Here is a 19,583-nt window from a genome sequence, read left to right on the forward strand (position 1 = left end):
GGATCGCGGGCACGCACCCGGCGACGAACTGAAAGAGAGACTGGCAGTGCCGGCAACACCACCCCAACCACGCCGTACCGTGGCGATCATCCTGCTGGATCGGGTCGTGGCCCTCGTCACGGCCGCACGGCGGGTGCTCACCGGTCGGGAGGACGTCTCGCGGGCCACCTGGGTGGCTGTCGTCGCGGCGCTCGGGGTGCTGATCGCGACGGCCGTGTCCGTCGTCGGGGTGCTGCGTACGCCGGAGCAGCTGACGCCGGTGACCCTCGACCCGCCGCCGTCGAGCGAGCAGGTGGGCGCGTCGCCGTCCGCCACTCCCCGCGCGCAGGCGCGACCGGCGCTCACCAGCCCGGCGGTGGCCGCGCCCCCGTCCGCCTCGGCCTCGTCGGTCCCACCGGCCGTCGCGTCGTCGACCCGGCCCACGCCGACCGGCGCCACCGCCGAGCCCACCCCGGCGGCCCTGGGCGCGGACTTCGCCATCACTGACAACGCCCTGCTCAGCTACGGCGCGACAGTGACGATCAGCAATCCGGGCCCGGTCCCGGCGCCGGGGTGGACGCTGGTCGTCACCCTGCCCCGGGAGTCGCTGGGGGTCAGCGGGGTCGAGGGGGCACAGGCCAGCCGGGACGGTGCGGTGTGGACGTTCGTGCCGGACCCGAACACCGGTCAGGTGCCCGGCAGCGCCTCGGTCCGGGTGACGTTCCGGGTGAATGGATCCTTGACCGGTGCCGCCCCGAGGGCGTGCACGATCGACGGGGTCGCCTGCTCCGGCCTGCCGAACTGACCAGTCCGGTTCGCCCGGATCGAGCACGGTACACCCGGCGTTCCGACGGCAGCCATGCTTGATTGATCATCAGTTCGGGCGTGCTTCGTACCGTCGCGACCATGACTGTCCCACCCGCATCACCGTCGCCTCGCCGCGCCGGGTCACGCCTCGGCGCCCTGGGTACCCGGGCCGCCGCCGCCGTCGCCGCTCTCGCCGTCACCGGCGCTGCCGTCGCGGTCGCCGTCGCCACCTCGTCGCCCGCCACCGCCGAGCCGGGCAGCGTCGTCGTCTCGGAGAACTTCTCGGCCGGATCGCTGCCCGCCGGTTGGCACGCGGTCGACGGCACCTGGAAGGTCGAGAACGGCCGACTGTACGGAACCTCCGCCAGCTCCAGCGAGAACAACAAGATCACCTTCGGTCGGCACCTTAACGACTTCCGCCTCGAGGCGACCATGCGCTTCGAGTCGGTCTCGGCCGCCACCCGCTGGGCCTCGCTCGGCATCGACGTCCCCGCCAGCGGCGCGACCCCCTGGTGGATCGCCACCATGCGCAGCGGCACCACCGCCGCCAACGGGCTCGAATTCGCCCAGCGGACCGCTGCCAACGCCTGGGTCGTGACGAACACCGCCTCCGCCCCGTCCGCCGCCGGCACCGGCCGGGACGTGCGTGTCGCCGTCGAGGTGCACGGCAACCAGGCCCGTTGGATCTTCGACGGGCGGGAGGCGATGCGGACCAGCAGCCTCCAGCGTTCCGCCGACGGCGTCCAGGGGCTCTTCGTCAACGGCGCGACCGTGTCGTACGACGACGTCACCGTCACCGAGCTGGCGCCGAACGGCTACCTCCGCCCCGAGGGCAGCCCGTTCACCGTGATCGCCCACCGGGGCGCGTCCGCCGCCGCGCCGGAGAACACCCTCGTCGCCCAGGAGATCGCCCGTAGGGGCGGCGCCGACTGGATCGAGAACGACGTCCAGCCGAGCAGGGACGGCGTCCCGTTCATCCTGCACGACGGCACCGTCGACCGGACCACCGACGGCACCGGCAACATCCGGGACCTGACCGCCGCGCAGATCAAGGCGCTCGACGCCGGCTCCTGGTTCGGCCCGCAGTACGTCGGCGAGCGTGTGCCCACCCTCGCGGAGCAGCTCGCCGACCTGCGGACGCGGGGTGGCAACCTGCTCGTGGAGATCAAGGGCAAGCACACCCGCGACGAGGTCGCCACGATCATCCAGGTGATCCGGGACGAGCAGATGACGGGCCGGGTCTTCATCCAGAGCTTCGAGGTCGACGCTCTGAAGTACACCTACGAGATCGCCCCCGAGCTGCCGCTCGGCCTGCTCCGCAGCACCCTGGACGCCGACCCGGTGGCGATCGCGAAGGAGCTGCACCTGACCGCGTACAACCCGGACGGCAACGCGCTGTTGGCCAAGCCCGAGGTCGTCGCCCCGCTGCACGCAGCCGGGGTCGCCGTGATGGCGTGGACGATGGACTCCGCCGGCCTGTGGCAGCGGCTTGAGCGGATCGGCACCGACGCGATCATCACCAACCGCGCGGCGGAGCTGGTCGGCTGGAACTCGGCGTTCGTCCAGCGGGCCCCCGCCGACCCGACCGTGCAGATCACCTCGCCGACCGACGGGGCTCGGCTGGACCGGGCGCAGTCACCGGTGATCGCGGTTGCCGCGACCAACGCCGACACCGTCACCGTGACGCTGGACGGTAAGAAGTCGGCCGCCGGGCGCAAGCTCGACCTGGCCAAGCTGACCGCCGGCCGGCACACCATCACCACCGAGGCGACCGGGCCCGAGGGCACCGCCACGGCGACCAGCACCTTCACCGTGACGGTGAGCCAGGCTGGCCTCGGCTACCTGATCCTCACCTCCGGCGCGGACCCGGCCGCCGTCACGGCGATGACCATCAAACTGGCTCACGCCCAGTACGCCGAGCTGGCCACCTACGCCGACCGGCAGGCCGGCAAGCTGGTGCCGGCTGAGCTCGCCAGCGTCATCGCCGCCGACGCCCGTACCCTCGCCCTCAAGTAGCGACTCGGAGGGTGGCGCTGGTCCGACGGGGCCAGCGCCACCCCGGTCCTCAGCGGATGCCGATCGGTGACCCGGCACGCTCGCCCCGCTGCCGTACCAGCGGCAGCGCCGGGGCCAACGCCAGCGCCATGCACAGGCCGCCGATGGGAAGCAGGTCGAGAGTGACCGCCGGCAGGACGATGCCGACGAGGAGCAGCGGCACGCTCCACCACGGCAGCCGCCGTCGGGCGGCGAGCATGCCCGTGAGCACGAGCAGGCCGAGGAAGAAGAACTGGGGTACGACGTCGTAGAAGGCCACCTCCACGCCGGGGATGTCCTTGAATTCCGCGCCGAGCCTCGACATCTCCGCCCGGTCCTCGGCCAGCAGCCCCTCGACGATGTCCGCGCCGAACTGCACCATCGTCGCGGCGAGGCCGACGAACGTGCCGGCCACCACCCCGGTGCGCCACGGACTGCGGGGCAGCAGGCGGGACAGCGCGAGCACACCCGGGACGAAGCACACCATGCCGGCAAGGGCGGCCAGGTGGGCGGCCTGCCAGTCGAGCCCGGGGCCGTACACCCCGTCTGACTTTCCCCACAGCCGGACCAGGCCGTAGGCCACGATGCCGACCGGGCCGGCGATCACGTAGAGCGCAGCGCGTTTCATGCCAGTCAGCATGTGACCGCCCGGTGCCTGCCGACCTCCGGGAGCTTCCCTCGGGTCGCCCTGGCATTCGTCTCAGGTCTTCCACCGAGCAACCCCGAACCTGGCGTTCAGCGTTCGCTGATGAGAGGGGCGTAGTCGCCGCGGGTGAGCGGCATGCTCGACAGGGAGCCGTCGGCCCGGGGCACGCCCAAAGCCCTGCCGTCGCGCAGGAAGGCCACTGTGGAGACGTCCTCGCGGCTGGTGAGAGTGCAGACGATCTGCCCGAAGGCGAGGACCTCGTCGCTGCGACCGCCCACCTCGGCGGGTTCGTCCACAGCGACGACGGCCTGCGTCCCGGTAACTGTCGCGAGGGCGGCGTTGACCGCCCCCGGCAGCGCACTGGTCAGATCGCTGTCCCGTTCGGCCCCGCTGGGCCCGGCGAGCAGGTGCCGCAACTGGTCCGCGATGCTGGGTGCCCTGTCTACGCGCCGGACCACGGGGACGATGCGGTTGTTCCGGACCAGGCAGAGCGTCTCGGCGGCGCTGCCGGCCGGTGCGGTGGTGTCGGCGGGAGCGGCGCTGCTCAGCGGCCCTCGCGGGGCCGGCACCGCGCGTGGGGTGTCGTCGGTGGGGATGCCACATGCGGTCAGCAGCACAACGAGGGCCAACGGGACGAGACGGCGGGGCCTCACGACAGGCTCCCCGGCAGGGTGACCCGGAAACAGGCGCCCCCGCCCGGACGGTCGGCGACCGTCACCTGCCCCGCGTGCGCGGCGGCGTGCTGCGCTACCAGCGCCAGCCCCAGGCCGGTGCCGTCGCCGGCGCCACGGGTGTGGGCGGCTCGCCCCCGGACGAACCGGTCGAAGATCGCCTCCCGGTCCTCCACGGGAACGCCCGGACCGTCATCGTCGACCTCGATGACGCCGCTGTCCCCGTCCCGGTCCAGGCGAACAGCCACCGGGCCACCGCCGTAGGTGGCGGCGTTGTCGAGCAGGTTCGCCAGGATCTGGGCGACCCGCCTCCGCTCGACCTGCCACGTCGTGGGCACGTCCGGTGCCAGGCTGACGAGGGTGCCCGGCAGGTCGTACGCGTCGCAGGTCTCCCGGGACAGCTCCACCACGTCCACCGGGGCACGGTGGGCCGGCTGGTCGCTGCGGGCCAGGTCGATCAGGTCATTGACGAGCCGTTGGAAACGATCGATCTCGTCGGCGACGAGCCCGGCGGCGGTGGCGGTCCGTTCGTCCTGGTGTTCCCGACGGCGGGCCAGGACGCTGGCCGCCGCGGCGAGGGTCTGCAACGGGGACCGCAGTTCGTGGCTGACGTCGGCGGCGAACCGGCGGTCCCGTTCGATGCGCAGGGCGAGGCGGTCGACCATCTGGTTGAACGACGAGGAGAGTCGGGTGAGATCAGGGTCGGTGGCCGGGTCGAGCCGGGCGGTGAAGTCACCGGCGGCGATCTTCTCGGCCGCGTCGGCGACCGCTGTCAGCGGCCGCAGCCCGTGTCGGGTGGCGTACCAGGCGAGGGCGGCCCCGGATCCGGCGACCAGCACCGCGACGCTGGTCAGCGCGAGGGCCAGCACCCGGAAGGTCTGCTCCAGCTCGCGCAGCGAATTGACCTCGAAGTACGTCGCGGACGCGGACAACGGCACACCGACCACCAGGGCCGGTTGCCCGTCGACGCGGACACGCTGCACGGCCGGCTCCCCGGCCGAGACGACCCGGAGCAGCTCGTCGGGGATGGCGGCCGTGGTGCCGGGATCGGCTGCCCTCGCGTACCACTCGCCGTTGAGGTGCAGCACCGGTCGACGGCTTCCGCCGGTGTCCAACGACCGGAGCACCTCCACCACGTCCGGGGTGTCGGTGTCGAGGCCGGCATGCACCACGGCGGCGTCGAAGTAGGCGGCCCGCAGGGCGATGCGTTCGCGGTCGTCGAGCAGGGACCGGCGGGTCAACTCGTAGGAGATCAGGGCCATCGACGCCGAGAGCAGGAGCGCGCCGACGGCGAACGCGGCGGTCACCCGGGTACGCAGTCCGAGGCGTCTCATCGTTGCAACTTGTAGCCAAGGCCCCGCAGGGTGACCAGGTGCCGGGGGTTCGCCGGGTCCAGCTCGATCTTCTGCCGCAGCCGACCGACGTGCACGTCGACGAGCCGCTCGTCGCCGCTGTCGTACCCCCAGACCCGTTGCAGCAACTGCTGACGTGACAGCACCCGACCAGCGTGCTCGGCCAGCTCACAGAGCAGCCGGAACTCGGTGCGGGTGACAGTGACCTGCTGGCCGGCACGGCGCACCTCCCCCGCCTCCGGGCTGATCTCCAACTCCCCGAAGGCGACCGCCGGCACGGGCTCCGGCGTCGAGGTCGTGACCACCGGCCGGGCACGGCGGCGCAGAGCCCGCAGGCGGGCGGTCAGCTCCCGGATGGCCACGGGTTTGACCACGTAGTCGTCGGCGCCGGCTTCGAGGGCGGCCACGATGTCGTCGGTGCCGTCACGGGCGCTGACCACCACGATCGGCACGTCGTCGTCTCGGCGCAACTGTCGGATGCACTCGAAGCCGTCGAGGCCGGGCAGCATCAGGTCGACGAGCACGTAGTCGGCCGGGTGGTGGCGCTGAGCACGCAGGCCCTCCTCGGCCGTGGCCGCGCCGAGAGCGTCGTAGCCCTCGTCCTCAAGTGCGAGCAGCAGCGCGAGCCGGATGCGGTCGTCGTCCTCGATCACCAGTACGGCCGTCATCCCGGAATCATCCTCGGCCGACCGCCGGGCGGCCAACCGTGCCCGCCGGACGGCGGTTTTGTCACACAACTGTCACAGAGCCTTGCAGTGACCGCCAACCCCGCCCAGCACGGTGGGCAGGAGGCAAGGTCGACGGAGAGGGGTACGGCAATGGCGACGCCGGTGCTGCCCGCGAGGTACACGCTGCCGCTGGTCGAGGTTCGCGTCACCGAACTCGATCTGGCCTGTCTGCCGGAGGTCGGCGCGGTGTTCGACCGACTGCTGGCGCTGCGCCCCGCACAGGTCGTGCTCGACCTGTCCGACTGCCAGCACCTCGACGCCGCCGCCATCGGCCTGCTGCTCGACGTGCACCGGCGGCTGACTCGCGCCGACGCGGCCCTCACCGTCCGCGATCCGAACCCCCGGGTCCGGCGCATCCTGCAGATCACCCGCCTGGATCAGGTGCTCCCGATCGTCAATGAGAAAGGACCAGCAGCATGACCGTCGTCCCGGACGAGTATCTGATGACCCTGATCTGCGACACCTGCGGCGAGACCATCCGCGGCACCGCGTGCGTGCTCCCCGACGCCGAGGTCGTCTGGACCCTGGTGGCCGAACACGGCTGGAGCGGCTCCCCCTTCGCCACCGGGCCGCACCGCTGCCCGCACTGCAGCCTCCTGCCCGCCTCGACAGGTGGCCACGCGTCGTGCGACGAGCATGGCCCCGGTGGCATCCTCGGCATCGACCACCTCGACGGCACGACAGTCATCGCCGCCACTGGTGACATCGACCTCGACACCGGCGACAACCTGCGCACGGCGCTGCGGCACGTGGCCGAGGTGGGCGGGCATGTCGTGGTCGACCTGAGCCGGGTGCACATCATCGACTCGACCGGCCTCGGTCTGCTCGTGCGCGCCCACCGTGACGCCCGGGAACGGGGTGTCACGCTCTGCCTCGCCGCGCCGTCGCGATTCATCCGCACCGTCCTGCACACAATGCGTCTGGACGGGGCCTTCCCGATCTTCGACAGCCGCGACCACGCCCTCGCCGAGCTCTCCGACGGTGGCGGGAGGCCGCTCCCCGAGGGGCACGCGGTGGCCGTCCCCCGTTGAGGGAACGGGGGCGAGGCGACCGGGTGGCGAGCATGTTTCATGCTGGAGTAATGATTCGTTTCGTACTGAATGTGCTGTGGCTCGTCTTCGGCGGTGGCCTCGTGCTGGCGGTCGGCTACGGCATCGCCGCGCTGATCTGCTTCGTCCTGGTCATCACCATCCCGTTCGGCGTCGCCTCGCTGCGCCTCGCGGTCTACTCGCTGTGGCCCTTCGGCCGCACCCTGGTGCCCAAGCCGGGCGTGGGCGTCGGCTCCGGCCTGGCGAACATCCTCTGGGTGGTGCTGGCCGGCTGGTGGCTCGCGCTCTCGCACATCCTCGCGGGCATCGCCCTCTGCGTGACGATCATCGGGATACCGTTCGGCATCGCCAACTTCAAGCTCGTACCGGCGGCGTTCTGGCCGCTCGGCCGTGAGGTCGTCGACGCGCCCTGAACACGGAAAACGGGAGACCTCTGGTCTCCCGCCACTTCTAACTTATAGCGCACTGGGGGGCTTGCGGCAAGACCCCGTTTATGACGCAGAATCGTCGGCCGAGGCCAGATTCTGCCGAAATGGAAGTCATGAATTGGATTCCTTGCCTACCTCCGTGTTCGACCTTCCCGATCACCTCGCCCCCAAGGCCGACCCGGCGCTCATCGCCCAGGACGAGCGGCACTTCGCGGCCATGGCGCAGGGCCTCGCGCAGCTGAACGCCGAGCTGTCCGACCGTCTGGACACCGCCCGCCGGGCGCCCGGCGGCAAGGGCCGGCAGGCCGTCGACCGGGACGAGGAGGTCCGCCGGCTGACCGCCCGCCTACGCTCGCTGAGCCGCTACGGGCTGGACCTGTGCCTCGGCCACGTCGTCGGGGCGGACAACCCCGAGCCGGTGTACGTCGGACGTCGCGGCCTCACCGACAGCACCGGGCGGCGGTTGCTGCTCGACTGGCGCTCACCCGCCGCCGAGCCGTTCTTCGGCGCGACCCACGCCAACCCGATGGGCCTGGCGAGCCGCCGCCGGTACCGCTGGACCCGCGGCCGGATCAGCGACTACTGGGACGAGGTGTTCACCCCGGACGGGTTCGTGGGGCACGCCGTCGCGCTCGACGACCAGTCCGCGTTCATCGCCAGTCTGGGCGGCGCCCGGTCGGCCCGGATGCGCGACGTGCTCAGCACGATCCAGGCCGACCAGGACGCCATCATCAGGGCGGGCTCGGCCGGCGCCCTCGTGGTCGACGGCGGTCCGGGCACCGGCAAGACCGTCGTCGCCCTGCACCGCACCGCGTACCTGCTCTACTCCGACCCGCGCCTCGGTCAACGCCGGGGTGGAGTGCTCTTCGTGGGGCCGCACCAGCCCTACCTGGCCTACGTCGCCGACGTCCTGCCCAGCCTCGGAGAGGAGGACGTGCAGACCTGCACCCTGCGCGACCTCGTCGCAGAGGGGGCCACGGCTACCGTCGACGCCGACCCGGACGTGGCCCGGCTGAAGTCCTCGGCCGAGCTGGTCCGGGCGATCGACGCAGCCGTCCGGTTCCACGAGGACCCACCGGTCGCCCCGATGACGATCACGGTCGGCGACTCCGACGTCCGCCTGAGCGCCGACGACTGGGCCGACGCGTTCCAGGCGCCGGGTCCGGGCACCCCGCACAACGAGGCGCGCGAGGACATCTGGGAGGAGTTGCTGACCATCCTCATCGACCGGTACGACAGCGAGGAGCCGGACGCAGTGCTCCGCGACTCGCTGCTGCGCAACCGGGAGCTGCGGGCGACCGTCAACCGTGCCTGGCCGTTGCTCGACGCGGCCGATCTCTTGGGTGACCTGTGGTCGGTGCCCGCGTACCTGCGCAGGTGCGCGCCGTGGCTCAGCCCGGAGGAGGTCCGCAAGCTGCAACGCGACGAGCCCCGGGCCTGGACCGTGTCCGACCTGCCGCTGCTTGACGCGGCCCGGCAGCGGCTCGGCGACGCGGAGAGGGCGGGGCGCACCCGGCGGCGCGACCCGGCCGCCGCCGTGGAACGCGAACACATGGCCCGGGTCGTCGACGAGCTGCTCGCGGCCGACACCTACGACGACGGCGAGGGTCTGCTGGCGATGCTGCGCCAACCCGACCTGCGCGACGTCCTGGTCGACGACTCCGCGCTGCCGGACGCCGACCCGGACCTGCTGGCCGGACCGTTCGCACACATCGTCGTCGACGAGGCACAGGAGCTGACCGACGCCCAGTGGCAGATGCTGCTGGCCCGCTGCCCGTCGCGCAGCTTCACCATTGTGGGAGACCGCGCCCAGGCCCGGCACGGGTTCACCGAGTCGTGGCAGGAACGCCTCAAGCGGGTCGGGCTCGACCGGGTCACAGTGGCCTCGTTGACCATCAACTACCGGACGCCGGCGGAGGTCATGGCGGAGGCCGAACCGGTCATCCGGGGCGTGCTCCCCGACGCCAACGTGCCCACCTCCATACGCGGCAACGGGCTCCCCGTCGTCCGCGGTCCGGCCGCCGACCTGCTGCCGATCCTCGACACCTGGCTCGCCGACCACGCCGAAGGAATCGCCTGCGTGATCGGCGACCCGACCTTCGCGCCGACGTCCCGGGTCCGGTCACTGAGCCCGGAGCAGGCCAAGGGCCTCGAATTCGACCTGGTCGTCCTCGTCGACCCGCAAGCGTTCGGCAGCGGCGTCCCGGGGGCGGTCGACCGCTATGTCGCGATGACCCGGGCCACCCAGCAACTCGTGCTCCTGACCAGCTACTGAGGGCGTTGCAGGCCCTGGCGCGGCACACCTGACTGTCGTTTGAGGACATCGACAGCCGATACGCTGCGCCCTGTGGAGTTCCAGGTGCTCGGGGATGTCGCGGCCAGCCACCGGGGCACCCCGGTCGAGTTGGGTCGACGGCAGGAGCGCTGTCTGCTCGGGTTGCTGCTGCTGGAGCCCGGCCGGGTGCTGCTGACGGAACGCTTGATCGAGTTGCTCTGGAGTGACGTCGACGCGGCCGATCGCCGCGCGACCCTGTACACCTACGTGGCCCGGCTGCGGCGCAGGCTCGCTCCGTACGGGGCTCGCATCGTCACGCGCGGCGCGGGTTACCTGATCGACGTGGACCCCGCGACAGTCGACCTGCACCGGTTCACGGCGGAGGTGGACCGGACGCGCACGATCGCCGACCCGGCGGTTCGCGCGCAGGCCCTGGCGGCGGCCCTCGATCTGTGGCGCGGTCCGCTGCTGGCCGGCGTCGCCGACGAGGCGCTACGTCGGCGACTCGGGCGTGGTCTTGAGGAGCGGCGGTTGGCTGCCTTCGAGCGGCGGGTGGAGGCCGAACTGGCGGCCGGTGAGCATGTCCGGGTGGTGGGGCTGCTGGCCGACCTGGTGCGGGAGTTTCCGACCAGGGAACATGGGATTGAGCTGTTCATGCTGGCGCTGAGTCGGGCCGGCCGGCGAACCGAAGCCCTGGAGGTCTACCGCGACGCGCGCCGGACGCTCGTCGAGGAGTTCGGTGTCGAGCCCGGCCAGGATCTTCAGCGCCTGCACCAACGGATCCTCACCGGCGATCCGGATCTCGCGTTCCCGACGCCCAGCGGCACCGACAGCATGTCCGCAGCACCGCGACACCTGCCGCGCGACATCCCGGGTTTCATCGGCCGCGAGGCGGATCTCGTGATCCTCGACAGTGCCGTCGGCGACGGTGGGGATCCCTCCGGGGTCGCCCCGATCTGCACGATCGGCGGAATCGGCGGGCTCGGAAAAACGGCGTTGGCGGTGCACTGGGCGCATCGGGTGGCGTCGCGTTATCCAGACGGCCAGGTGTTCGTCAACCTCCGCGGCCACGGAACCGATTCGCCGACCCGCCCGATCGACGCACTCGGCCAGCTGTTGCGGGCGCTGAGCGTGCCACCGGAGCGGATACCCCTCGACGTCGACGAGGCAGCGGCTCTGTACCGGTCGACGCTCGCGGACCGGCGGGTGCTGGTCCTGCTCGACAACGCCATCTCCTCCGAGCAGGTGAGACCGCTGCTCCCGGCGTCGGCGCGCTGCCTGACGGTCATCACCAGCCGTAACCGTCTCGACGGGCTGGTGGCGCACGAGGGGGCGCAGAGTCTACGGCTGGGTCTGCTGTCCGACGACGAGGCGTACCGGCTCGTCGCGACGATGATCGGCGCGGATCGTGCGGCAGCCAGCCGGGACGAGGTTTTCCGGCTGGCAGCGCTCTGCGGAAACCTGCCACTGGCCTTGCGCGTCGCCGCCGCACGGATCGTTGTGGACGAACGCCAGACCGTCCCGGATCTGCTGTTGGAGCTGGCCAACGCCCGAGAGCGGCTCTCCGGGCTGGTCGTCGAGGGTGACAGCGCGGTACGCGGCGTCTTCGCGGTGTCCTATCGCGCACTGCCGGCCGCCCCGGCGCGCGTTTTCCGGCTGTTGGGCCTCGTGCCGGACACGGCGCTGCCGGCCGCGGCAGTGGCAGTCCTCGCGGGCCAGGTCGAGAGTCAGATCCAGGAGCACATCGACGAGTTGGTGGGTCGGCACCTTCTCGACGACGACGGCACGGGCCGCTACCAGATGCACGACCTGCTCCGGCTCTACGGCGCCGAGCGGGCCGAGCAGGAAGACACCGATCAGGATCGCCTCCTGGCCGTGGGGCGGCTCGCCGATGCGTACGTCCAGCAGGGTGTGGCCGCTCAGAGCATGTTCCAGCGCCTCCGGACGTCCGTCGCCATGCGCATCGCGCATCCCCTCGCGCAGGCGCCCACCTTCGACTCGATGGGTGATGCCAGCGCCTGGTTCCAGGCGGAGGCCGCCAATCTGTTGGCGTTGGTCAGGATCTGCGACAGCCTCGGACTGGCGCGAGAAACCTGGCAGCTCGCCGACTGCCAGTACAGCTTCCTGGTGCGAACTCACGCTTTGACGACGCTGCGGGAGACTCACGAGCTGGGAATGGTCGCGGCGCGCCTCGACGACCGGCCGGACGGTGAGCGACTGATGGCGAACGGGCTGGGTGTCGCCTACGCGCTGGGGCGGAACTTCGACCAGGCCATCAGGTGGATGGAAGTTGCCGCGCAGGTCAACCTGGAGCAGAGTTCCCCCCGCGACGAGGTCGTCAGCCGGATGAACATCGGCAACGCCTACGGGCAGAAGGGCGACTGGGACGCATCCGAGAGACATCTGCGCCAGGCCCTGGCCGGTGCCCGGCAGTTGGACGACGTCTTCATCCTGTGTGTCTGCCTGAGCAATCTCGGATGGCTCTATACCGAGCAGGGTCGGGCGCAGGAGTCGCTGTCCCTCCTCGAAGAGGCGCTGCGGATCGCCGTCGAGCACGATATCCGGCAGCAGATCGCCCCGCTTGAGGTGCACCTCGCGCACCAGAACGCAAACCTCGCACGGTACGAGGCCACGGTTCGGCACGCCCGAGCGGCAATGGCGCTGCGACACCTCGGCGATCATCTCAGCACGGCTCGCGGGCTCTACTGGCTCGGCGTGGGTCTCGACGGCCTCGGGTCTACCGAGGAGGCGGTCGCCTGCTGGCAGGAGTCCCTCGGGTTGATGACCGACATCGGCACTGCGGATGCGGAGTACCCCGCCGCCGCCCTCGCGAGGGCGGGCCGTCACGCACCGACCGATCCGGCCTGAGCCACCGGGCTGCCCTGCCCTGGTAAGGGTTTGGTCAGTCCGCCGCGTCAGTCTCTCGGTAGAGCCGGCGCGGATCGACGGACCGGACGGACCCAGAGGGAGGGTCCATGCTCAGGCGGCAGCATCGCCGCGATCTCCGATCCGTACTGGTGAACCGAGCCCAGGCGAGCACGAAATTTCTCCGCAGGGCCAGCACGGGGGTGGCCCTGCGGAGACATCGGATCAGTTGCCGAGCGTGACGTGCAGGATTCTCTCGTTGCTGTTGTTCGGGGTGCTGTCCTTGTCACCGACGTTGGTGGTGGTCAGCCACAGCCCGCCGTCCGGAGCCGGCTCCACCGTCCGCAGCCGGCCGTAGGTGCCACTGAAGTACGTCTGCACGTTCGTCAGGCTGCTGCCGCTGATCACCGCGCGGTACATCCGAGCGCCTCGGGCGCAGGCCACGTAGAGCGCGTCGCGGACGATCGTGATGCCCGAACAGGACCCTTCGGCAGTCGGGTACGTGCGCGCCGGCGCGATGAACCCGGCCGTACCGCAGGTGCCGCTGGTGCCCTCACAGGCCGGCCAGCCGTAGTTTCCACCCTTGGTGATCAGGTTGGTCTCGTCCATCACCGAGTTACCGAACTCCTGCTCCCACAGCCGGCCCTGCGAGTCGAACGCCAGCCCCTGCGGGTTGCGGTGGCCGTAGCTCCACACGTAGTTGCCGAACGGGTTGTCCGAGGGGACGGTGCCGTCCGGGTTGAGTCGCAGAATCTTGCCTTCGAGGCTGGACCGGTCCTGGGCGTAGTTGCCGTTCTGGGCGTCGCCGGTGCTGGCGTACAGCTTGCCGTCCGGGCCGAACCGCAGGCGACCGCCGTCGTGGTACTTGTTACGCCGGATGCCGCTGAGCAGGACCTGCTCGCTGGCGGTGTTGAGTCGCCCGTTCTCCAGCCTGATCCGGACGATGCGGTTGTCGCTCGGCGAGGTGTGCATGATGTAGAGCCAACGGTCGCTGGCGTAGCTGGCCGAGATGGCGAGCCCCAACAGGCCACCCTCACCGTCGGTGCTCTGCACGTTCGGCACCGTGCCGAGGTTGGTCTTGGCCCCGGTGCTCGGGTTGAGCTGGATGATGTCGTGCGCGTCGCGGCGGTTGTAGAGCACGCTGCCGTCGGGCAACGTCACCAGACCCCACGGGATGTCGGTGTCGGTGGTGACCTGCCGCACCCCGCACACCGGGTTGGCGCACGCCGCACCGGTGGTCACCGTCACCGTGGCACTGCGCGACGAGGCGTTGTCCTGAGCGTCCCGAGCCACCACGTAGTACTGGTAGGAGGTGTTCGCCGTCAGGCCGCTGTCGGTGAACGTGGTCGCCGGCGGCGCGCCGGTGACAGTGCCCACCTTCGTGCCGGCCCGGTAGATGTCGTACGCCCGCACACCGATGTTGTCGGTCGACGCGGTCCAGCGCAGCGTCACGGTGGTGCCCGACGCGGTGCCGGTGAGCTGTTGCGGCGCGGTGGGCGGCTGACTGTCGCCCTGGCAGGGCGGCGGTGTGATCGAGACGGTGGCGCTCGCCTGCGAGACGTTGCCGGCGGCGTCGCGGGCGTTGACGTACAGACCCCAGGTCGCCCCGGCCACCACGGTCAGGTTGGTGGAGAGCGTCGTACCGCTCACCGACGTCATCAACTGGCCGTCGTGGTAGATGTCGTAGAAGGCCACCGCGACGTTGTCCGTCGAGGCGTTCCACGCGAACGTCACCGAGTTGCAGGTCAGGCCGCTGACCCGTGGGCTGCCCGGCGCCGTCGGCGGCTGGCTGTCGGCGCTGCCGAAGGACGTCGTCCACCGTTGGTTGGACTGCCCGTTGCAGGTCCAGAGACCGACTGTGGTGCTGTTGGCGGTGCCGGCGCCGTTCACGTCCAGGCACAGGCCGGACTGGACGCCGACGATCGTCCCCAAGGTGGTGGTCCGCCAGCGTTGGTTCGCCCCACCGGTGCAGTTGTTGATCTGCAGGGCGGCCGGCGCGGTGGTGTCCTGACCGACCACGTCCAGGCACATCGTGTCGTCGTAGACCCGCAGCTCACCACTTGAGGTGAAGGTCCACGCCTGATTGGCCTGGCCATTGCAGTCGTAGATGTTGATGCCGGCACCGGCGGTCCTGACGTTGCCGACCACGTCCAGGCAACGACCGCTGGCCACGCCCACGACTGTCGACGGCGCCGCGGCGGACGCCGGCACACCGACGGCCAGGCTCAGCAGCGTCACCGCCGCCATCGCCACCGGCAACAGCCGTCGTCGTGGGCGTCGTGGGTTGCTCAGTGCGACGACTCGCATCAGTCCTCCAGGCTCAGGGCATCGACCGGCCCACCCAGACGACGATGCGCCCGACCACGCCGAACAAGCACATCGACCATCAAAGATGCATTCGTCGCACAAGTCAAACGATGTCCCTCGATCGGGGGCATACCTGCCCACCATCGGTGCACCCGTCCTCCTCCTCAGGTCGTAAGCGCATTGCCGTCTCGCGCCAGATGGCTCGGGGCGGTCACTCGAACAGGCTTGTTCCAAGGCATCGGGTGACGCCGTACGGACCTGCTCCGGACACCCGTTCGCCAGGAAAGGCACTGGCAGACGATGCGCTCTCTTTCCCTTCTCGCCCCCGCTGCACCCCGACCGGTCGTCCGACTCGGCGCGGTGCTCCTGACCACTGTCGTCATCGCTGTCAGCGCCGCTGGCTGCGGCGCGGCGCAGCACGACCCCGCACCGCCCATCGACGCTCCAGCGGCACCGGCCGCCGCGAGCGGGGCGGGTTCCGCCCTGACCGACACCGACGTCAACGCCTGGCTCGACGGCCTGCTGCCGGCCGCCCTCGACCGTAGCGGCATCGCGGGAGCCACCGTCGCCGTCGTGAACGACGGCAAGATCCTTACAACCCGGGGGTACGGGTACGCCGACACCGGGTCCGGCGGGAACGCCGGCGTACCGGTCGACCCGGACCGCCATCTGTTCCGGATGGGATCGGTGTCGAAGCTCGTCACCGCCACCGCGGTGCTGCAACTCGTGCAGGACGGAAAGCTCGACCTCGACACCGACGTCAGGACGTACCTCGACTTCGAACTGCCTCTCCGCCACGAGCGGGCCGTCACCCTGCGGCACCTGCTGACGCACACCGCCGGCTTCGAGGAGCGGATCGCCGGCCTCATCGGCACCGACGGCAGCGACCTCAACCTGCGCAAGGCCCTGATGACCGACCCACCGGAGCAGATCTACCAGCCCGGCACCGTCCCCGCGTACTCCAACTACAGCAACGCGCTCGCCGGCTACATCGTCGAACGCGTCAGCGCAACGCGCTTCGAGGAGTACGTCCAACGCAACGTCCTGGACCGCGCGGGCATGCCGTCGTCGACCTTCGAGCAGCCCCTCCCGGCGGCGCTGCGCGACCGGATGTCCAACGGGTACGACACCTCCGCCGGGCCTGCCGTGCCGTTCGAGATCGTCGGCACGCCCCCGCCCGGTGCGCTGAGCGCCCCGGCGACGGACATGGCGCGATTCATGCTCGCCCAGCTCGGCGAGCCGGTGGGCTTCGCGCCCCTGCTGGACCAACCGACCCGTGAGCTGATGCAGCGGCCGGCACTCGACGCGACGTCGTTGGGCACGCTGGCCGACGGGCCCCGGATGACCCTCGGATTCTTCACCGAGAACCGCAACGGCCACCGGATCCTCGGCCACGGCGGCGACACCAAGTACTTCCACTCGCACCTGCAGATTTACCCCGACGACCGCGCCGGGATCTTCCTGTCCCTCAACAGCAACGGCTCCGGCGCCCTCGACAGCCACGAGCTTCGCGATTCGGTAGTGAACGGCTTCGCCGACCGCTACTTCCCCGCCCGCGACGACCAGCAGACCGTCGGCGTGGACCCGGCGACCACCGCCGAGCACGCCGCGCTGGCCGCCGGCACCTACGAGTCCTCGCGAGCGATCGGGAGCAACTTCCTGACGGCGATCGGCCTGGTCGGTCGGACCACTGTCAGCGTTGCCGACGGCGACCGGTTGCTGCTGGACCCGGGCCCGCTGTCGAACTCTCCCGCCCTCTACGAGGAGGTGGCGCCCTGGGTCTGGCGCGAGGTCGACGGGCAGCGCACGATCGCCATGCGGGCGACCGACGACCGGGTCGAGGCGATCAGTTTCGACTCCGCGTTCGCGTTGCTGCCCGTCGAGCCGGCCCGCGCCTCCGCCGTGGCCGTCCCGGTGCTGGCCCTGTCCACCGTCGTGCTGCTGCTCGCCGTGCTGTCCTGGCCGGTCGGGGCGATCGTCCGCCGTCGGCTCGGGCGCGCTCCCCGGGAACGGACGGGGCGCACCGCGCGGATCCTGAGCCGCCTCGCCGTCGCCGGCACGCTGCTCGCGTTCGCCGGTTGGGTGCTGACCATCGGCAGCATCATGAGCCTCCAGGACGTGCCCGGGCCCGCCCTGCGCACCATCCAGGTGCTGCAACTGCTCGGCCTGCTCGGAGTGCTGCCCGCCGCCGTCCGGCTCGTCGACGACGTGCGACGCCACGTCGGCTGGCGGCGGATCACCGGCAGCGGCCTGATCCTGTTCGCTCTCGCCGGAGCGGGCTGGTTCGCCGTGGAGTTCCACCTGCTCGCGCCTAGCATCTCCTACTGACCCGCCCGACCCGGGACGATCCGGAGCAAGGATGCGCACCCCATGAGGGACCACGTCGACACCGAACCCGGCACACCGCGACTGACGAAGTGGCTCGACGGACGGCTCACCCGGCTCGGGGTGAACGGCGTGTTCCACCGGGACTGCCTGCTGGCCGCGGCGCTGACCGTCCTGACGTTCGTACTGCTCACCGCGCTGTTCTGGTTCGTGGCACCGGAAGATGGGGTGTCGTTCGACCCGGCGCGGGCCTGGCTGCTCGTCGCCATCTGCTGCGCGCAGGCGATGCTGCTGTGCCTGCGTCGGGTCCGGCCACTGCTCTGCCTCGCGCTCGTCGTCGGCCTTCAACTGCCCATCATCGGCTTCTCCCTGCCGGAGGCGACCATCCGGGGCCTCGCACCGTTCGTCGCGGCGTACACGGTCGGGTCGTTGCTGCCGGTTCGCCGTGCGCTGCTGGCCGTCGGCGCGGTCGTGGTGGTGGAGTCGATCGGGGCGGCCGTCGTGGTGACCCCGGATCTGCTGACGGCCATCGCGTACGTCTCGGCGAGCGCCCTCACCTACGCCGGCGCGACCTTCGTCGGCGGCTACGTGGCCACCTACCGACGCTACGTGGAGTTGGTCCGGGTGCGGGCGGACGAGGCGATCCGGGAGCAGCACACGAAGGTCCAGGCGGCGATCGGCGCGGAGCGTTCCCGGATGGCCCGGGAGTTGCACGACGTGGCCGCGCACCACCTCTCCGGCATGGTCGTGCAGGCGGCGGCGGTCGAGCGGCTGATCGACCGGGACCCGGCGGCCGCGAAGGCCGGTGTGGCCTGGATCCGTAGCCAGGGCAAGGAGACCCTGGACAACCTGCGGCTGGTCGTCGGTGTGCTGCGCGGCAGACCGGGGCACGAGGGCGGCGACGGTGCTGCTCCGGTGCCGGGGCTGGGCATGCTCGACGACCTCGTCCGCACCGCGGGCAACCTCGCCGGCCCGGTGGAGTTCGTCCGGGAGGGCGAGCAGCGCGAGGTGCCGCCGATCGCCGACGTCGCGCTCTACCGGATCGCGCAGGAGTCGCTCAGCAACGCACGCCAGCACGCCCCGGGCGCTGCGGCGCGGGTGGTGCTCCGCTTCGAGCCCCGCTCGGTGTCGCTGGAGGTGGTGAACGAACCTGCCGCGCCGCGACGCGTACCGGCGGCACGCACCGGTGGCGTCGGCCTGGTGGGCATGCGCGAGCGGGCCCAGCTGATCGGGGCGACGTTCACCGCCGGCCCGACGGCGGCCGGTGGCTGGTCGGTCGCCGCGACCCTCCCGACGAACGGTCCTGCCACATCGCGTCCGAAGGAAGAGGCCCCGGCATGATCAGAGTAATGCTCGTGGATGACCAGGCAGTGGTCCGCGCCGGCTTTCGCGTCATCCTGGAGCAGGCCGGCGAGATAGAGGTCGTGGCCGAGGCGTCGAACGGGTCCACCGCCGTGGAGCTGGCCCGCCGGCTGCAACCTGACGTCATCTGCATGGACGTCCGGATGCCGCACGGCGACGGGCTCACCGCGACCCGGCAGATCGTCGCCGAGGCGAGCGGAACGCCACCGGCGGTGCTGGTCGTGACGACCTTCGACCTCGACGAGTACGTCTTCGGCGCGTTGGAGTCCGGCGCCAGCGGGTTCATCCTCAAGGACTGTGAGCCCGACGAGCTGATCGAGGCGATCCGTCGCCTGGCGAGCGGGTACGGGCTCGTCGACCAGGCCGTCACCCATCGGGTGATCTCCGAGTTCGCCAGGCGTACACCCGCTCCCCGCTCGGACGCGGCGGCGGCGCACCAGTTGACCGCGCGGGAGACCGAGATCGTGGAGTTGCTCGCGCAGGGCCTGTCGAACGTCGAGATCGCCGAGCGGCTCTTCATCGAGACCAGCACCGTCAAGTCGCACCTCGGGCGCGCCATGACCAAGATCGGCGTACGGGACCGGCTACAGACCGTCGTGTGGGCGTACCAGAACGGGGTGGTCCACCGGTGACAGCGCCCCTGGTCCGCTGCCCGGCGGCGGCGGGTCGACCCGCAGTCGAGAGTGGACATTGTCGGAGTACGATCCGGGTCGTACCGCTGTGGTGACCTCCAGCTGACGACCCCTCGATAGGAG

Annotated in this window: 15 protein-coding genes; 10 read left to right on the top strand and 5 right to left on the bottom strand. The window is 71.0% G+C overall.

From position 1 onward, the window contains the following. The first annotated feature begins 79 nt into the window (after positions 1–79). Both ACGF3C_RS28740 and ACGF3C_RS28745 read left to right on the top strand, forming a co-directional pair. The gene (locus tag ACGF3C_RS28740; protein ID WP_393226789.1) at positions 80–784 is read left to right on the top strand and encodes a cellulose binding domain-containing protein; all 705 of its coding nucleotides are present in this window, start codon (positions 80–82) and stop codon (positions 782–784) included. A gap of 101 nt (positions 785–885) precedes the next feature. After that, complete coding sequence (locus ACGF3C_RS28745; RefSeq protein ID WP_393226791.1) at positions 886–2,802, top strand: glycerophosphodiester phosphodiesterase family protein; 1,917 nt, start codon at positions 886–888, stop codon at positions 2,800–2,802. Positions 2,803–2,851: 49 nt separating this feature from the next. On the opposite strand, the gene ACGF3C_RS28750 is transcribed toward ACGF3C_RS28745, so the two are convergent. From ACGF3C_RS28750 to ACGF3C_RS28765, 4 genes are all read right to left on the bottom strand, one after another. Beyond that, positions 2,852–3,448 carry a hypothetical protein gene (locus tag ACGF3C_RS28750; protein ID WP_393226793.1) on the bottom strand — a complete coding sequence of 199 codons (597 nt, stop codon included), beginning with the start codon at positions 3,446–3,448 and terminating at the stop codon, positions 2,852–2,854. A 107-nt stretch (positions 3,449–3,555) separates the two neighbouring features. Continuing rightward, entirely contained in the window at positions 3,556–4,119 is a 564-nt protein-coding gene (locus ACGF3C_RS28755; protein WP_357234273.1) for a GerMN domain-containing protein, read from the bottom strand. Continuing rightward, entirely contained in the window at positions 4,116–5,471 is a 1,356-nt protein-coding gene (locus ACGF3C_RS28760; RefSeq protein WP_357234270.1) for a HAMP domain-containing sensor histidine kinase, read from the bottom strand. The genes ACGF3C_RS28755 and ACGF3C_RS28760 overlap by 4 nt, the downstream gene beginning before the upstream one ends. Continuing rightward, the gene (locus ACGF3C_RS28765) at positions 5,468–6,157 is read right to left on the bottom strand and encodes a response regulator transcription factor (protein ID WP_357234268.1); all 690 of its coding nucleotides are present in this window, start codon (positions 6,155–6,157) and stop codon (positions 5,468–5,470) included. Before ACGF3C_RS28765 ends, ACGF3C_RS28760 begins: the two co-directional genes overlap by 4 nt. A gap of 150 nt (positions 6,158–6,307) precedes the next feature. On the opposite strand from ACGF3C_RS28765, the gene ACGF3C_RS28770 reads away from it, so the two are divergent. The 5 genes from ACGF3C_RS28770 to ACGF3C_RS28790 all read left to right on the top strand — a co-directional run bounded on the left by ACGF3C_RS28770 (position 6,308) and on the right by ACGF3C_RS28790 (position 12,837). Then, positions 6,308–6,637 carry an STAS domain-containing protein gene (locus tag ACGF3C_RS28770; protein ID WP_357234266.1) on the top strand — a complete coding sequence of 110 codons (330 nt, stop codon included), beginning with the start codon at positions 6,308–6,310 and terminating at the stop codon, positions 6,635–6,637. Continuing rightward, entirely contained in the window at positions 6,634–7,248 is a 615-nt protein-coding gene (locus ACGF3C_RS28775) for an STAS domain-containing protein (RefSeq protein ID WP_393226796.1), read from the top strand. Before ACGF3C_RS28770 ends, ACGF3C_RS28775 begins: the two co-directional genes overlap by 4 nt. A 50-nt stretch (positions 7,249–7,298) precedes the next feature. Beyond that, positions 7,299–7,679, top strand: a complete 381-nt coding sequence (locus ACGF3C_RS28780) for a YccF domain-containing protein (RefSeq protein ID WP_357228436.1) — start codon at positions 7,299–7,301, stop codon at positions 7,677–7,679. A 154-nt stretch (positions 7,680–7,833) separates the two neighbouring features. Next, positions 7,834–9,969, top strand: a complete 2,136-nt coding sequence (gene helR, locus ACGF3C_RS28785) for an RNA polymerase recycling motor ATPase HelR (protein ID WP_393226798.1) — start codon at positions 7,834–7,836, stop codon at positions 9,967–9,969. A 72-nt stretch (positions 9,970–10,041) separates the two neighbouring features. Further along, a complete protein-coding gene (locus tag ACGF3C_RS28790; protein WP_393226800.1) occupies positions 10,042–12,837 on the top strand; it encodes a BTAD domain-containing putative transcriptional regulator in 2,796 nt (931 codons plus the stop codon). A gap of 222 nt (positions 12,838–13,059) precedes the next feature. On the opposite strand, the gene ACGF3C_RS28795 is transcribed toward ACGF3C_RS28790, so the two are convergent. Next, positions 13,060–15,141, bottom strand: coding sequence for a PQQ-dependent sugar dehydrogenase (locus tag ACGF3C_RS28795; RefSeq protein ID WP_393226802.1), 2,082 nt, complete (start codon positions 15,139–15,141; stop codon positions 13,060–13,062). 300 nt (positions 15,142–15,441) lie between these two features. On the opposite strand from ACGF3C_RS28795, the gene ACGF3C_RS28800 reads away from it, so the two are divergent. Genes ACGF3C_RS28800 through ACGF3C_RS28810 form a run of 3 tightly spaced genes read left to right on the top strand, consistent with a single transcriptional unit; the run spans position 15,442 to position 19,460 of the window. Further along, positions 15,442–17,469 (top strand): serine hydrolase domain-containing protein, encoded by a 2,028-nt coding sequence (locus ACGF3C_RS28800; protein WP_393226804.1) that lies wholly within the window; start codon positions 15,442–15,444, stop codon positions 17,467–17,469. Between the two features lie 42 nt (positions 17,470–17,511). After that, the gene (locus ACGF3C_RS28805; RefSeq protein ID WP_357228453.1) at positions 17,512–18,807 is read left to right on the top strand and encodes a histidine kinase; all 1,296 of its coding nucleotides are present in this window, start codon (positions 17,512–17,514) and stop codon (positions 18,805–18,807) included. Next, a complete protein-coding gene (locus ACGF3C_RS28810) occupies positions 18,804–19,460 on the top strand; it encodes a response regulator (protein ID WP_393226806.1) in 657 nt (218 codons plus the stop codon). Before ACGF3C_RS28805 ends, ACGF3C_RS28810 begins: the two co-directional genes overlap by 4 nt. Positions 19,461–19,583: the final 123 nt, after the last annotated feature.

Source organism: Micromonospora sp. NPDC047762 (assembly GCF_043204655.1).
Lineage (GTDB): Bacteria > Actinomycetota > Actinomycetes > Mycobacteriales > Micromonosporaceae > Micromonospora.

What these genes read in the sequence shown, in the direction of transcription:
- ACGF3C_RS28760 (WP_357234270.1), bottom strand. Translation starts at nt 5,471, where the DNA reads ATGAGACGCCTCGGACTGCGTACCCGGGTGACCGCCGCGTTCGCCGTC.
- ACGF3C_RS28750 (WP_393226793.1), bottom strand. Translation starts at nt 3,448, where the DNA reads ATGAAACGCGCTGCGCTCTACGTGATCGCCGGCCCGGTCGGCATCGTG.
- ACGF3C_RS28775 (WP_393226796.1), top strand. Translation starts at nt 6,634, where the DNA reads ATGACCGTCGTCCCGGACGAGTATCTGATGACCCTGATCTGCGACACC.
- ACGF3C_RS28770 (WP_357234266.1), top strand. Translation starts at nt 6,308, where the DNA reads ATGGCGACGCCGGTGCTGCCCGCGAGGTACACGCTGCCGCTGGTCGAG.
- ACGF3C_RS28765 (WP_357234268.1), bottom strand. Translation starts at nt 6,157, where the DNA reads ATGACGGCCGTACTGGTGATCGAGGACGACGACCGCATCCGGCTCGCG.
- ACGF3C_RS28780 (WP_357228436.1), top strand. Translation starts at nt 7,299, where the DNA reads ATGATTCGTTTCGTACTGAATGTGCTGTGGCTCGTCTTCGGCGGTGGC.
- ACGF3C_RS28810 (WP_393226806.1), top strand. Translation starts at nt 18,804, where the DNA reads ATGATCAGAGTAATGCTCGTGGATGACCAGGCAGTGGTCCGCGCCGGC.
- ACGF3C_RS28745 (WP_393226791.1), top strand. Translation starts at nt 886, where the DNA reads ATGACTGTCCCACCCGCATCACCGTCGCCTCGCCGCGCCGGGTCACGC.
- ACGF3C_RS28800 (WP_393226804.1), top strand. Translation starts at nt 15,442, where the DNA reads ATGCGCTCTCTTTCCCTTCTCGCCCCCGCTGCACCCCGACCGGTCGTC.
- ACGF3C_RS28805 (WP_357228453.1), top strand. Translation starts at nt 17,512, where the DNA reads ATGAGGGACCACGTCGACACCGAACCCGGCACACCGCGACTGACGAAG.
- ACGF3C_RS28795 (WP_393226802.1), bottom strand. Translation starts at nt 15,141, where the DNA reads ATGCGAGTCGTCGCACTGAGCAACCCACGACGCCCACGACGACGGCTG.